General features: G+C 50.1%; 11 protein-coding genes and 1 pseudogene. 6 read left to right on the top strand and 6 right to left on the bottom strand.

Annotated features, from left to right (window positions below):
• Positions 1–103 precede the first annotated feature (103 nt).
• The 3 genes from H1D41_RS05945 to H1D41_RS05935 all read right to left on the bottom strand — a co-directional run bounded on the left by H1D41_RS05945 (position 104) and on the right by H1D41_RS05935 (position 3,779).
• Positions 104–1,873: an ATP-binding protein gene (locus H1D41_RS05945; RefSeq protein ID WP_228848022.1), complete on the bottom strand. Its 1,770-nt coding sequence runs from the start codon at positions 1,871–1,873 to the stop codon at positions 104–106.
• Positions 1,870–2,979: a hypothetical protein gene (locus H1D41_RS05940; protein WP_228848021.1), complete on the bottom strand. Its 1,110-nt coding sequence runs from the start codon at positions 2,977–2,979 to the stop codon at positions 1,870–1,872. Before H1D41_RS05940 ends, H1D41_RS05945 begins: the two co-directional genes overlap by 4 nt.
• Positions 2,980–3,146: 167 nt before the next feature.
• Positions 3,147–3,779 (bottom strand): recombinase family protein, encoded by a 633-nt coding sequence (locus H1D41_RS05935; protein WP_228848020.1) that lies wholly within the window; start codon positions 3,777–3,779, stop codon positions 3,147–3,149.
• A 318-nt stretch (positions 3,780–4,097) separates the two neighbouring features.
• Between H1D41_RS05935 and H1D41_RS05930 the strand changes: the two genes are divergently transcribed.
• A complete protein-coding gene (locus H1D41_RS05930; RefSeq protein ID WP_228848019.1) occupies positions 4,098–4,637 on the top strand; it encodes a hypothetical protein in 540 nt (179 codons plus the stop codon).
• A 164-nt stretch (positions 4,638–4,801) separates the two neighbouring features.
• Positions 4,802–5,650: a hypothetical protein gene (locus H1D41_RS05925; protein WP_228848018.1), complete on the top strand. Its 849-nt coding sequence runs from the start codon at positions 4,802–4,804 to the stop codon at positions 5,648–5,650.
• 458 nt (positions 5,651–6,108) lie between these two features.
• Here the strand turns inward: H1D41_RS05925 and H1D41_RS05920 are convergent, their stop codons facing one another.
• Positions 6,109–7,464 carry a tyrosine-type recombinase/integrase gene (locus tag H1D41_RS05920; protein WP_228848017.1) on the bottom strand — a complete coding sequence of 452 codons (1,356 nt, stop codon included), beginning with the start codon at positions 7,462–7,464 and terminating at the stop codon, positions 6,109–6,111.
• Positions 7,465–7,764: 300 nt separating this feature from the next.
• On the opposite strand from H1D41_RS05920, the gene H1D41_RS18470 reads away from it, so the two are divergent.
• The 3 genes from H1D41_RS18470 (at position 7,765) to H1D41_RS05910 (ending at position 9,986) form a co-directional block, all read left to right on the top strand.
• Positions 7,765–7,986 carry a DUF6538 domain-containing protein gene (locus H1D41_RS18470; RefSeq protein ID WP_394355387.1) on the top strand — a complete coding sequence of 74 codons (222 nt, stop codon included), beginning with the start codon at positions 7,765–7,767 and terminating at the stop codon, positions 7,984–7,986.
• A gap of 417 nt (positions 7,987–8,403) precedes the next feature.
• Positions 8,404–9,540, top strand: a complete 1,137-nt coding sequence (locus H1D41_RS05915; protein ID WP_228848016.1) for an Acg family FMN-binding oxidoreductase — start codon at positions 8,404–8,406, stop codon at positions 9,538–9,540.
• Positions 9,537–9,986: a MarR family winged helix-turn-helix transcriptional regulator gene (locus H1D41_RS05910; RefSeq protein ID WP_228848015.1), complete on the top strand. Its 450-nt coding sequence runs from the start codon at positions 9,537–9,539 to the stop codon at positions 9,984–9,986. The genes H1D41_RS05915 and H1D41_RS05910 overlap by 4 nt, the downstream gene beginning before the upstream one ends.
• Positions 9,987–10,216: 230 nt before the next feature.
• Here H1D41_RS05910 and H1D41_RS05905 read toward each other — a convergent pair whose 3' ends face one another.
• Entirely contained in the window at positions 10,217–11,467 is a 1,251-nt protein-coding gene (locus H1D41_RS05905) for an MFS transporter (protein ID WP_324250264.1), read from the bottom strand.
• On the opposite strand from H1D41_RS05905, the pseudogene H1D41_RS05900 reads away from it, so the two are divergent.
• A pseudogene (locus H1D41_RS05900) lies at positions 11,468–12,807 on the top strand (aminotransferase-like domain-containing protein).
• A gap of 92 nt (positions 12,808–12,899) precedes the next feature.
• Here H1D41_RS05900 and H1D41_RS05890 read toward each other — a convergent pair.
• The gene (locus tag H1D41_RS05890; RefSeq protein ID WP_228848012.1) at positions 12,900–13,928 is read right to left on the bottom strand and encodes an alpha/beta hydrolase family protein; all 1,029 of its coding nucleotides are present in this window, start codon (positions 13,926–13,928) and stop codon (positions 12,900–12,902) included.
• Positions 13,929–13,956 lie beyond the last annotated feature (28 nt).

Below are 13,956 nucleotides of genomic sequence, written 5' to 3'. Positions count from 1 at the left end.
CAAAATGACTCTCTTCTGGGTTCCAGTGAGCTAAGAGAAAGTGCACTTGGTCAATTTTGAGGACTATTTGTCAGCCGCAATGCTCCATGCCCCAAAAGCCGTATCAGCCCCAAAGATCAACCAAATCCACGTCACTACTATCAGGCTCTTGCTCTTTGGGAAGTTTATCAACTTGCAACAACATTGGGATGTCAAAGGTTGTACCAGTCACCACACATGCCCCTTGAGGTAGGCTTGGTATTTGGCTCCGTGAAATACTGTCGAGCGTCGAAATCGTGTTCTCTAAGAGTGTGAGATCACGATCATTTACCAATCGATGAATGAAGTAGTTATGCAGTTGGGACACTACTGTAGGAGAAATATCCGCAGGACGTTGGCTGGCCAGTGTCATGAATGCACCAAATTTTCGGCCTTCTTTGATGATTTCTTCAAATAGCTCCAAACGGTAATCTTTCCAACTTTCAGCTTCCCTATTTGATTGTTGTGACAAGATATTATGGGCTTCATCGATGACCAAGTGCATTGTTCGATCAGGAGGGGAAGATACTCTGCGCTTGTGCTCCTCATAGTAGTGCTTCGCTATCAGTATCGGGAGGATTTTTTTGATTTCCTGATTGCATTCCCGAAGCGAAATTACTGTTACAGGGCCTTCTTCTTCATCTCCTTGCCGTATGGCAATGACCTTCGTGAAATCCCCCATCAACGCTTCGATGCGACGCATTAGGGGCTGAATATGCTCATACTGCACTGAACCATAAAGCAAGTCAGAAATAAGCTTTAACTCGGCACGAATTTGCAACTCACGAAAGCCATCAGGAGCTTCAAATTCGATTGCATCAACAAGTGCGCCGAAATGGTCATCATAAGTCGAGTTGCCAACACCAAAATATGAACCTCTAACACTATCGAAATAGAAGGACTGGTTGTTGCGATGATAGCCGACCTTATTGAGTGCTTCGGCCAATTCGTCACCTATTCCAAGATGGCGTGAGAGTGATTTCAAAAGTTCCAATGCTTCCGCACTTGGATGCTCAGAGTTCAGAACGCGCCGAAAGATAGACTTCACATAAGCAGTCAGGCTATTCACATTGACAGAGAACCTTTTCCGGTCATCGACGATCCTCCGTAAAAATGGTTTCTGTGTATTCGCGGTGGCTTGAAATAAAATACCTAACGTTTCAACATCCCAAAATTGGCTTTCCGCTAAATGAAACTGATCACCCCCAGCAGCCCGGGTCTTCAAGCGCAGCACAGTTTTTTTCCCGGAATCTACAAGTTGTTCACCAGTGTACTCACCGTTAAAGTCCAAAAATACAAACTGACTGATATCGGCCAAGGTATCGAATTTGTTCTCAAAAAGAACAGTGAAGAGCTTCGTCAGTGTATTGGATTTCCCGCTTCCTGTGTTTCCAAATATGCCCAAATGACTGTTGAAAATCTTCTGCCACGGTAGGGAAATAGGCAGGTCCTCCTTCATTAGAGAACCAATCTTGAAGCCATCGGAAACTGTGCGCTCAAATATCTTTTCGACTTTCCGCTCTGACATGAGCTTCGCAGGATCACCGATCTTTGGCAGAAACTTGATGCCATCAAAGAACTTTTCGTCTTCGAAATAGCCAATAGGACGAACCTTTAGTCTACGAACATATTGCAGGTTCGGACCTTTGCCCTCCGTGTGGCTCTCATCAAGATACTCCCCCTCGACTTTGCAGACGACTTCACGAAACCCGTGATCCACAGTAATGTACTCTCGGATGGAAACACCCTTAAACGCCTGACCGCGATAGAAGTGTGTTTCCAAGCTAGAATTTTCGTTTGCTTTGATCGTTATCTCAACGCCGACTACCGCAGTGACTTGACCGACCTCTATCATGCGGTCGGCTCTGGGTTGGCATTAAAAACTTCACCATTAAATTTATCGAAATCCAAATCCCCATCCACTCGAACCAACTCAACATTATCAAAAATATTGAACTTTCCCTCTAAATCTGCCTTTTGCCTGTCATTAAAACAGCAAACAAAGACTTTTAAAGTTGGGTTTGAAAGAGAACGCTTAACGAGGCTCAAAATGTGTTCATCCGCAAATGAGAACCCGAACACAATAAATACAGAGTTTGGCTTCTCTAGCTCGTAGCTTAGCGCACGAAGCGATTGGTAGTAGTGCTCCTCAAAGACGGTTTCATTAAACTTCCACTTTGTAGGGTTAACTATGGGAAGTTCCTCGTATTTCTGCCAGAATTTGGCACATGCAGCTGAATCGACACTAAAATTTTCTGCTGCAATATCGCTATCGCTCTTATCTTTGTCACCCAGAAACTCCTCGAACTTGGCTTTAAGACATGTTGGCACTTCCGAAATGCGTTTTGTTGAGCGCGTCAAGTCGTAGGATATTTCAATATTTTCCCCATCTTTATACCAATAGGCCGAACCATGCGGTTGGATGAGATTAATTTGCGGTACGCTTACTTCGTGACGATCAAATGAACCCTGATCTTTGACAAATCGATTGAAGCTTCTTGTTTGAAGCATTCTTTTTACAAAGCCTGAGCCACCATCATTCAGAATAAAATCATGCTGGCCATGCTGAATCATGCGCTCTGCGCAATGGGCGATCAGCCCATCGTAGTTAGTCGTGAAAATGTTCGCCCGTCGCCCATTTCGTTGCTTATTCAACAGGGTGAGTATTGTTTCTAGAAAGACAACATAGTTGTCTAAAACAGCCCTCTGCTCATCGGTCAGCTTTGAAATGTCAAAATTAGCAGCGGGTGCAATTACCTTTTCAACATAATAGGAAAAAATTAAACACATCAGGCTGTCGTCAGCCTCAAATTTTGTGGCTAACGTTTCAAGAGTGTGAGGAGCAGTCGTTCCACTCTGTTTTAATTGCAATGCCAGAGTCGGCAATACTCCGACCGATGCACCGGAGCCAATTAGAAAATTCAAATTTTTGTCGTAAATGTCGCTTCTGTTAATCAACATGCTCAAGCCTTCAACTTTTCCCCACAACCTAAGGGATAAAGGCGCACCTGACCAGCAATGTCTTTAGATTTACGCTAGAAGTATCCACGCAGATAGCAGAGCCGACTACTGCCCTGCGATCTTCGAAACAGTCTGTAATTTGAATGAACTAAGCAAGGAAACTGACTTCATAGCCCCCAACGTTCCATCGCAGCGACGGCATCGTTAGTGTTGTCACGGATGCGTATGACAGCTTGGCGTGATAGTCCCGTTTCCTTCGCCACGGCACTTGGCCCGTGCCCCAGCCCGATCAGACTAACGGCCATGTCAAAGGTCTGACGATCATAGGACGGTTTACGTCCTCGGAACCGATCCCCTTTCTCTTTTGCCAATTCGATACCAGCCTGCTGTGCCACCTTGGTGGCCTCGGCCTGCGCCTGTGCTGTTGCTGCAAGGAAAGCAATCAAGGCATCACGAACCGCCTGTTGCACAGGGTCCGTGGTGGCACCGTCAAATGTCATATCGTTGATGATCGTTCGGATAACGACACCTTTACGGATGAAGTGGCGAACTGCGTCGGTCACATCGTCGTAATTTCGCCCGAGCCTATCAAGCCATCGCAGAACAAGCACATCACCGGCACGGAGTTTGTCGTACAACCTTCGACCCTCTGGCCTTTCACGCAGTTTGTGCTGAACCCCAGAGACGCCATGGTCGGCGACAACCTCATCGATATTGAACCCCGCAGCCTCGGCTTGAGTGATTTGGTGTTCGAGTGTTTGATCCCGGGTTGAAACTCGTGCGTATAAGATTGTCTGCAAATTGCCTCCATGGATGTCCGTATGATTCCTGTCCGTTTATATCAGTGTCCGTAAGGAATTTGAACGTCTAACGGACATTATTTCGGGGAAGTGTGGGATGTCCGCTACGGCATACTCTAACGGATACCCCGCTTATCTAATCAACAAGATAGTTGGTGGGGATATTGAGTAAAAACACGCCATCACCATATTCCCACAAACCATTGCCTACCCCCGGGGATTTAAGTTGAAAAAACGCGATTTTATCTCCCTTACCCAAGTTCGTTCGGTCCTGTCATTTGTTGAGCATCAACGTTCAAACATGAAAGGAATGAACAAATGAAACACACAAATACACAAACGCATGGTACGCCAGAATCTCGTAATGAACTGCGGATGAAAGCCCTTCCGATGCTCCTGGCATTGGAACTGGCAGAGATGGAAACATGCCATTCACCTGAGGAACTCATCTCTCACGAAGACCTAGAAACCGCAATGGTAGAAAAGCTTGGATTGGAGCCAAGTGAACTGGGGGGCTATTCTTTGGCCCTTTCCGGAGAGATTAACCAGTTGATGTATGCATGGAACTGGCAATGTTTCACCTTTGATGGAGGTATGCTAGAGCTTTATGCCCGACCTGAAACACAATGGGCACGTTCTTTTACCCTCTGGGGCAATGACAGACTTCTACAATCTGGTCAGTGTTTTCCAAGAGACCATGAATGCGTTGCAGTAGGTTTTTGGGAAAGCGATTTTGCCGAACCGTTCCTTCAAGAACACGCTTATGACGCTCTGGACTGTCGTCATGAAGCGGGCATGGATGTAGTAGTGATAAACTCATACCTAAAAGCCCACATGATTTCACACCAGCTTAGCTGATACCAAACGAGGACTGGCCGTGCAGTGATCACTGCACGGCCAGTCTAATATGCAGTTCACTCATTCAGACATCAGCCACACTTTGTTTTTAACCAATTGTCGTTGTGGAACCAGTATAATTGCCGTTAGACATAGGGAAATTTACTATATTTGGTTTCTTCTAAATGACTGAAAAAATTCTTGCTCTGAATGTGCCGACCGACTTTCTGATCCACGTAGATTTCGCGAAGCGTAACATCACGCTCCAAGATAGGTTTCGCAGGTTCGACAGAGACGCGGACGGCTGGGCATTAAAACGCTATGAAAAATGTTTGCGCTTGTTAGGCAGGGAAACCGATGCGGCCCTTGCCCTCAGGTTACTGGAAATCGAATGCCGATTTGTCGCTTTGCTGCGAACGGTCGATCATAGCGTTCCCGTCGCACCACTATTCAAAAAATATTCATCCCTCGCAAGAGCTACTCAAAAACGTGTCGAGGTGGATGGGGAGGATGATTACGTCGCTCAGTCCCTTGGGTATGATGATGTCCGGGCCGTTCCTCATACTCTGGACGATTTTCGCAACGCATCAACTTTGGCCGAGAAGGCCCTAATAGCCGACCTCATCACCGAGGATTTCGCGATGGCTGCGGCTGAATTGGCTAAGCATTTTAATTACAAGCGACAGATGTTCGGTCGAGGTGCAGCCCGGACCTATTCCCTGATATATGCGGTGTTAGCTTTGGTGGCACCGTTCGAGGCCCACAGCCCCACTGGTCATGTTGCCGCTGTGACCATTTCAGCGGATGGCTCTCGTCATGAAGGGGCGTTTTTAGATTTTGTCTTGGCGTTCACGTTTATTGTAGATGCAGGCACCATTGGGCTACGCCCAACAGACGGGTTCAATGAACGTGTCCGAAAGATTGCCCAGAAACGTGCGGTTGATGTTGATCTTGTTGCCCTGTTGGATCGCGAAAACATCGATGCAGATGTCATGCTGGATTTCATGGCTCGAGCCGATGCATTAAAGTCGTAGTCGGCACCAAATATTATCACTCTGGCAAGCTTAATCATTCACCGCAGCGTCGCGGCGTTTGTCAGGGTTTGTTCGGTCAATATCCACCATGAAAGGGCGATACTGATCTAGGGGTTAGGTGCAAAATGGGGGAATTCATGAAAACTCGGGAATTCACCCATCGAATGCTCCAAAAACTGTTAACTATTCCAGAAGAGCATCCGCGTAGTCCAAGAAACAAGGGGCCTCAAGGCTGACATCGGCGGACCAGTTCTTTACTAAGGCCAAAGTATGAAGGAAACGATCACCTATGGTAGTACCAAGTTTGATCCATTTATTTGGCTTCTGAATGACCTTGATGACCCCTGACCTCCACACATGTAGAAACCACTCAGCATAAGCTTTGTCATTCTTATTTCGTTTAACCCATTCAAGACGCTCAATCAGCAGAAGCTCTTCAATACGATCATGATCAATTTTCACTCCGGTGACGGAAAGAGGCTTCCCCATGGAAAATGATTTATTTCGCTTAGACCATGTTGCAGCCAAACGGGCATGTGCCACTGTGGCCTCTTCACGTTGCTTTGATTTATCAAGCTTGATCTCAACCTTATCCATGGCTGCGTATTCCAGATATGCCCCATCAGATCACGTCTAATGCGCTCATCCACTGTAGGTTCTTCCAACATCCTGTCTTCGAAGGAGTGACGGAGGCCATAAAGGGTGTGTTTAGGTGTTTCCTTGAGATTGTTGTTACGAAAGTGCTTGTTCACGATGCCAGACAGACTGGCTGATGAGTTTGCATAACGCGGAAACCCATCAGGAAACCCTCGCAATGCCTCCAGCGAAACACCCGTGACTGGAATGATGCGTTTGGCGACCCTGTTTTTTAGCTGATGCCCGTCATAGGGTTCAATTGCTATATGGGGAATGTTGTGCGTAATGCGGATATCTTCGCGCCGTAGTCCCGCTAACTCCGATGGTCGTGCGCCCGTATTTATCATCAGTAACACGATACATCGTGCCTCGTCGTTCAAACCATCCAGTGCGCCATCGGCCAGAATCTTCTCTTTGATCCATTTGTCGCTGAAAGGCAGGCGTGTTTCACTGCCATCGTCTTCGAATGAGAGATCGGAGAGCGGAAGATTTAGTCCAAGTCGTTTCTTGGTGTTAACTGTGTTTAGAACAGCACTCATGTGGGTGATGTCCTTGTTGGCGCTACCGGCAACAATTTCGCCATCTTGGATGCGGGAGGCAAGCCAGTCCCTGAAATCCAAAGTGTCATCTGGTTCGATATCGGAAAGCTTCTTGTCGCCAATCACGCCGATCAGGTTTTTAATGGCCTTAATGCGAGGATTACGCCACTTCCGTATTTGGTCATCAGATTTTCCAAAAGTCTTATCTTTGGCTAACTTCCAGTACATTTCCAATGCTTGCGAAATGGTCAGGCTGGGTTGTTCTACGCCGCCAAGCAACGCAGCCGCGTCTTGCGTTTGTAGCTTTCCGTTTTTAACTGGGACAGCATCGATCCTGTCCAGCATTTCGACGGTGGGCAGTGTTGCTACACGATGGGCGGGTAGGAATTTGAACCCACGTGCTGATGCAAGTTCACGTGCAGCATCGATTTTTTCTTGAATGTCATACGTATCACCAGCGAGTTGAGCCTCCCAAATCGCCAGTTGATGCTCCCAGACTTCTGGGGCCTTACGATTGGCCTCACTTTCGCTATCGGTATGAAGGTTGAGCCAGACCTGCGCTCGTTCATCCACCGCTGTATATTTCTTCGGAACACGTCTAACTATGTAGAAGATTTTATTCCGTTTAGTTAGCTTCATGCTAGAATGCCTGACGATGCAATTGTTTAGCATAATGTTTAGCATAATGTTTAGCAAATCTGCAACCTTGAGACGTTTGTTGCTAGGTGAAATACTTACAACCAATTGAAATTATTAAATATTCATAATTTCAGCTAGATAAAAATTGAATCCCTTCGTCTCCGCCATTTCACAAAAGCGGCCTTTAAATACTGGTAACCCTTTAAAATAAGGGTCAATCTCCCTATGTGTTACTGTTGGATGCTACAGTACACAACAGGAGAGCACATGTAGATACGGGTCGCCCCCCCCAAACCGTTCTTGCGCCGAAAGACCTGGTTTATCCGGGTACAGGTGCCGAAAGAGATGCAGGAATCCGTGGGGCGCAAGGAATTCTGCAGGTCGCTGAAGACGACGAGTCATCGTGAGGCGATAGCCAGAGCGCCTGATGTCACTGCAGAGATCAGGACCGAGATCGAAAACCTGTACTACCGGTCTCAGCAAACCCGCAGGACGATAACGCGACTTACCGACCGCGAATAGGCTTCTAAACGGGGAAAAAGCCTTGTCAGAAGAGGAACTCGCAAATCATCTTCACGCAAAGGCGAACGAATGGATGTTTTTGCAGACACGGGTAAGTTTGGTGTTTGCATGGCGGATCCTTCGATCCGCCATGCCCTCCCACAACGACATCCCGACGGTGACCGGTTCAGCTTATCACGTGAAGCTGCACTGCATCAGAGGTCTGCAAGGAGCCCTGGGTGACAGAGGCTGCGGTGCGTTTCAATGACCGATTTGCCAAAACGAAATAGAAATCGTCGCACTACTTAAAGGTGAATGCGACAACCCGGGGAGATCACTCATTTCCCTCTGAACGACGATTTTTTAGAATAACTCAAGCTCCCTTTACTAGTTCCATATCGTACTATATAATTCCACATAGAACTATAGGAGATTACAATGAACCGTAGAAACTTTCTCAAAATATCCGGCGGGGGCGTTATCCTTGCCGCTGGCGGTGCTGGTCTTTTTGCTGCGACCCGCACGCCGAACGATGCTTTGAAGCCTTGGGAGCTGGTCGGCAGCTATGACGACCCACGCAAAAATGCGCTCTCGCACGCCATTCTCGCGCCAAACCCGCATAATCGGCAGCCGTGGATCATCAGCCTTGACGGCGATGACGGGCTCACATTGCATTTCGACACCGAAAAGCAGTTGCCGCACACCGACCCATTTGATCGACAACTTACCATTGGTCTCGGCTGCTTTCTTGAGCTCATGCGGATGGCTGCGAACGCCGATGGCTATGATGTCGACGTGACGTTGTTCCCTGAAGGTGAGAATATGGAGGGGCTGGACAATCGCCCGATTGCCCGCGCCACGTTCGCGGAAGGGACGGCTGTGCGCGATCCGCTGTTCGATCACATGCTGAGCCGTCGCTCCAATAAGGAGCCATATGATACGTCACGTACAATCCCGCCCGAAACTCTCGCACGGATATTGACCGTTGCCCGTCAAACCCAAATCGGAGGTTCCATCGACACAGATGACATCACCTACTGGCGGCAGCTCACTACACAGGCACTCACAATCGAAATTGAAACACCCCACACCTTCAAGGAAAGCGTAGATTTGATGCGGATCGGCAAGGCAGAGATCAACGCCAATCCTGATGGTATCGATTTTAGCGGCGCGTTATTCGAAACCCTTGCCATTACAGGCGTTATGACACGGGAGGCGTTGCTGGACACATCTTCGACCGGGTTTGCGGAAGGAATGAAAGCTGTTCTTGCAAATACGAAATCGGCAATGGGGCATCTGTGGATGGTAACGCAAACCAACACCAGGCGCGACCAAATTGCAGCCGGGGCGGATTGGCTGCGGGTCAACCTTGCCTGCACTGCTGAGGGTTTAGGCTTCCAACCGCTAAGCCAGGCGCTGCAGGAGTATCCGGAAATGGCAGAACTTTACGGCGAAACGCACGAACGCCTTGCTTCGGAAGGCGGAACCGTTCAAATGTTGTCGCGGATCGGGTATGGCCCGGAAATTGCGGTCAGTCCTCGCTGGCCGATAGAGGCAAAGATCGGAACAGCGTGAGTGAAGACAACGACAATGCGGATGAAGTCTTCGGCTTCTTTACGGAAATTGGAATTATTAACCAGTTGTCGACGGCCATGTTCGCCAAGAGCCTGCCCGACGGTGTTCACCCATCGCATTTCGCAATCCTGAACCACTTGGCACGCATGGGCGATGGAAAAGCGCCCATGCGGATCGCATCGGCCATGCAGGTGACAAAAAACACGATGACCCATTCGCTGAAAGTGCTGCAGGATCGTGGGTATATCGAAGTGCAGCCCGACCCAGAGGACGGTCGCGGAAAACGGGTTTTCTTGACCGAAACCGGACGCGCCTTTCGCGAAGAGGCAATTGCTCTGGTAGCTAAGGAACTCAGGCATGTGATCGGTGCTGATCAACGCGCGATCATGCATCGCATACGTGGCGATTTGAAGCAGATGAGAAAGCACCTCGACGACAACAGATAGCGTCACTTTGAGTATGCTCAGGGTGGTCCAACATCGTGGTAGGTAATCCGTTTCTGGCCGGCGTCACGTTCATCCTGGGACCAGCCTCGGCCGACGGCCGTGTCGCCCCCAATAGTCGACCTCCGACTGCAAAAAATGCTGCGCCGTGTACGAAGTTCCGGATTGGGGAATGTGGCTGACCGACTTGTCTAGGCCGCAAATGTCCGGTTGGGGCCGTTTTCGTTTTGAGTTTACCGGAATGCCGGAGCAGATCGGACTGACCATCGCTTCCACATCAAAACGATCGCCATTGTCGATATGATCTGAGCCAGCGCGAAGATAATCAGAGCCATCAGGAGGCCGAACCAATCAGCCAATGCGCCGCTGGCAATTACGGGCAATGAGAAACCGAAATAGGCATAAACGAACAAACCTGCTGTGGCGCGCGCCCGGTCAGTTGGGGCGCGCAGGGAAACCTCGGCCAGTGATGCGAGATATGTAAAACCGTAGCTTGCGGCACTGGTGATACAGGTTCCTGCCAGCACCAACACAAGCGCGTTCAACCATACGCCAGACAGCAGGATAAGAAAGCCAAGTGGAATGAGAACAAACCCCAATGCGAGCGCTTGATTATTGGTCATGCGGCGGGCCATGGGCTGGCACAAGAAACCAGCAAATATCGCCAAGAATATCACAAGACCAGTCCACCCGCCCAGATCGTTTTCAGCCAGTTCCAGTGGCACAACAGCGATGGTCATGCCTGTCGTGGACCACGCCAACGCCATGGCCGCCCCAAACATCCAGGTTCCGGCTGGGAAAACTGGTAAGCGTAGAATTGAGACTTTCCTAGGAAGGTCGACACGGGGCAGTCCGAAAGCAATCAGGGTCAACATCGGAGCCACGCCAAACAGAGCCAGGTAACTATAAGGCATAAGTGTGGGCCCCTGGATACCCAAACTTATACCCGTCGCCAATGCACCACCGCCGAATCCAAGGGATGTGGCGGATGTTACAATCAGTGCCGCAGTGCGGGCCCGGTGCTCCCCAAGAATTTCAGTCATATAGGCGGTTCCTGCCGTGGTCGCGAGCCCCGTTCCCACACCAAGCAAGACCCGCGCAATAACAAGGCTCGACCAGCCCGGAATATGCACCAATAACGCGGTTGCAACCACACCAAGAACAAGCGCCAGGGCAATTGGCACCCTGCGCCCAATGCGGTCAGACAACCCGCCGAGCAACATTAACGTCGGCATCAGCCCCCCGACATATGCTGCAAAGGCAACCGTCACCGCCGTGGCCCCAACGTTACTTTCAACTGCATAGACATCATAAAGCGGGGCCTGAAGATTAACGGCGAATGTGACAGTAAACAGACTCAGGGCAAGCAGCAGAACGGAAATTGGTCGTGGCATCGGGGGAACCTCAAAGATTGACTTAAGGTTGGATTGGCATGAGATGTATTTGCATGACAATTTTTTAATTGCACTAAATACAGTGAGCATATGGCAAAAGCACGATATATCCAGTTGGCAAACATGCTTGGAACGTCGATCCAAAATGGGAAGCTGGCCCCGGGAACCAAACTGCCAACGCACCGCGCGTTTGCAGAACAGTTTGATATTGCCCTTGCTACGGCAACCCGGGTTTACGCGGAACTTGAACGTCGTGGCCATGTGATCGGAGAGGCTGGACGTGGCACCTATGTACGTGACCCAGGACTGCCCATGGCACTTGGCGTTCATCAGACGGCGCAGGATGGGCTGGTCGATCTTGTTTTCAATATGCCGGGCGAAACCGCGGATGCAGACTTTTTACGCGCAGGCTTACGGCAACTCGCGACGGCTGGCGATCTGGAGGCGATGCTGCGCTATCACCCACATGGCGGGCGGCTCCACGAACGTAAGGTCATCGCCGCTAGCCTCAGACATTCCCTTGGCCCTATTGATCCCGAGCATTTGCTGATCACATCAGGCGGTCAGCATGGTTTGGCGATCACCGGGTTTGGGCTATTCAAACAGGGCGACGCGATTGCTGTGGATGCCCTGACCTATCCCGGGTTTAAATCCGTTGCTGCGCTGCAGGGAATTGATCTTATCCCCATTCACGGAAAATCGGGTGTCATGGACCCTGATGATCTGGATCGTCAATGTAGGGTGCAAAACCTTCGCGCCGTCTATCTGATGCCGACCGTCCACAATCCATTGGGATCTGTCATAAATGCGCAAATCCGCGCACAGCTGATTGATGTCGCAAGACGGCATGATCTGCTCATTATCGAAGATGCAGCCTATGCGTTTTTAGAACCAGATCCGCCCCCCAGCCTGATCGCCCTTGCGCCAGAGCGAACCATCCATGTTGGCGGTTTTCTAAAAGCATCGCAACTGGTTTGCGCCTTGGTTATGTCATCGCACCTGAGCACCATTTGGTGTCACTGCTTGAGGCAATACGCGCGACAACCTGGAATACGCCCGCTTTGATTTCCGCACTGGTGACGGGATGGATAGAAGATGGAACGTCAGAGCGTTCCGGGGCGGCGCGCCGGGACAGCGGTGCAAAACGGCAGAAAGTATTGCGAGAGGCCTTCGGCGAAATTCCGATTGCCTCACATCCCAATGCCGGTTTTGCATGGGTGCCCCTCAAACCCGGCCTTCGGGCTGAGCCAATCGTTGCGCACCTGAAAACACAAGGTATCTCGATATCCGGCGCCGAAGCATTCGCAACGAACACAGCCGCACCGCAAGCCTTACGCCTCGCCTTTGGTGGCCTGCCGCAAAATAAGCTGCGGGATATATTCGAAACGGTTGCCACAGCCATCATAACAGCACCTGCCGAGCAAGTTTAGTTGTACAAAGGCCCACTCAGTAAATCGCACTATATTCCACATCAATGACCGCTAAAGGGCCGATCCAGTAGAACGACCCTGCAAAGCTGGATTTAAAGGTTCGAGAACTCAGTTATAAATTTTACGATCTCGAGATGTACTGCCTCACGGTCTGTGCTGGCTGGATCTGTGCAGATGGGATCCTCGCCTTCTTCTGCCAACATCCCTTCAGCGCCGTCATGGCAAGATGCGAGGAAAGTGAAGTGATTGGCTGGCGCGATTTCTGTATAAGACGCATTGGACAAACGCGATTGAAGCGCGCTGCCATTGTCGCTGACATCTGCCGCATGTAATCGGTCATCCCTTCCCAGATTGATAAGCCCGACTGGCAAGTCCATATCAGCAATACTGTCATCTGTGGCCACATAGGTGAAGGCCGGATCAATCGCGATAGCCGCGCTCACCCGTGTGTCACGCATATCCGCTTCAAAGCCCCCCGGCAGGTTTTCAAAGTCGACGTCACCTTTGCGAAAGAACGCGCAATCAGCGTAAATGACGTCACCGCTGCCATTGCAATACGGCGCATAGGCATTTGCATCCAGACGCATCCCGGCAAGGTTCAGCGCAGTTGCCCCGCCAAGGGAAAACCCAACGGTGATGATGCGATCCAGATCCACCCGTGAGGCAAAATAAGGATCTGCCAGAAGCGCATCCAATGCGGCGGACAGATCTTCGGCGCGGGCATCAAGCATAACAGAGCGTCGTGGTGATGAATCACCTGATGTGCTGCCCTGATGATTGACGGACAAAACCATTGCCCCCCGTTGCGCCAGAGCCGAAGACAGCCAGGATACCGTATCCATGTTGCCCCCAGACCCGTGGGAAAACAAAAACAGAGGGAATTTACCTTCGGTCACTCCGGCGCCAATAAAGGCTGGTGTGCCCCGGAAAATGGGGTTGTTACCAATTGGAGCGACATAGGTCTGGCTGCCGGCCGGATACCAGAGAGAGGCCGCGATGGGATAAGCGCGATGTTCTGCGCGCACATCCAATCGATCATATCCCGCGATGGGGCTTGTGGTTTCGGCAAATGCAAGGGGGGCGGCACACAGGGCCAATGTGGTGAAGATAGCCGTTTTCATAACGTGTTCCTTTTGTTGCGATACCTGT

The organism is Halocynthiibacter styelae (assembly GCF_016123485.1).
Lineage (GTDB): Bacteria > Pseudomonadota > Alphaproteobacteria > Rhodobacterales > Rhodobacteraceae > Halocynthiibacter > Halocynthiibacter styelae.
This window is presented reverse-complemented; position numbering and strand designations above follow the sequence as displayed.

Excerpts from the sequence above, each read along its gene's own strand:
- H1D41_RS05940 (WP_228848021.1), bottom strand. The coding sequence starts at position 2,979 with ATGTTGATTAACAGAAGCGACATTTACGACAAAAATTTGAATTTTCTA.
- H1D41_RS05925 (WP_228848018.1), top strand. The coding sequence starts at position 4,802 with ATGACTGAAAAAATTCTTGCTCTGAATGTGCCGACCGACTTTCTGATC.
- H1D41_RS05930 (WP_228848019.1), top strand. The coding sequence starts at position 4,098 with ATGAAACACACAAATACACAAACGCATGGTACGCCAGAATCTCGTAAT.
- H1D41_RS05905 (WP_324250264.1), bottom strand. The coding sequence starts at position 11,467 with ATGCTCACTGTATTTAGTGCAATTAAAAAATTGTCATGCAAATACATC.
- H1D41_RS05920 (WP_228848017.1), bottom strand. The coding sequence starts at position 7,464 with ATGAAGCTAACTAAACGGAATAAAATCTTCTACATAGTTAGACGTGTT.
- H1D41_RS05890 (WP_228848012.1), bottom strand. The coding sequence starts at position 13,928 with ATGAAAACGGCTATCTTCACCACATTGGCCCTGTGTGCCGCCCCCCTT.
- H1D41_RS05915 (WP_228848016.1), top strand. The coding sequence starts at position 8,404 with ATGAACCGTAGAAACTTTCTCAAAATATCCGGCGGGGGCGTTATCCTT.
- H1D41_RS05945 (WP_228848022.1), bottom strand. The coding sequence starts at position 1,873 with ATGATAGAGGTCGGTCAAGTCACTGCGGTAGTCGGCGTTGAGATAACG.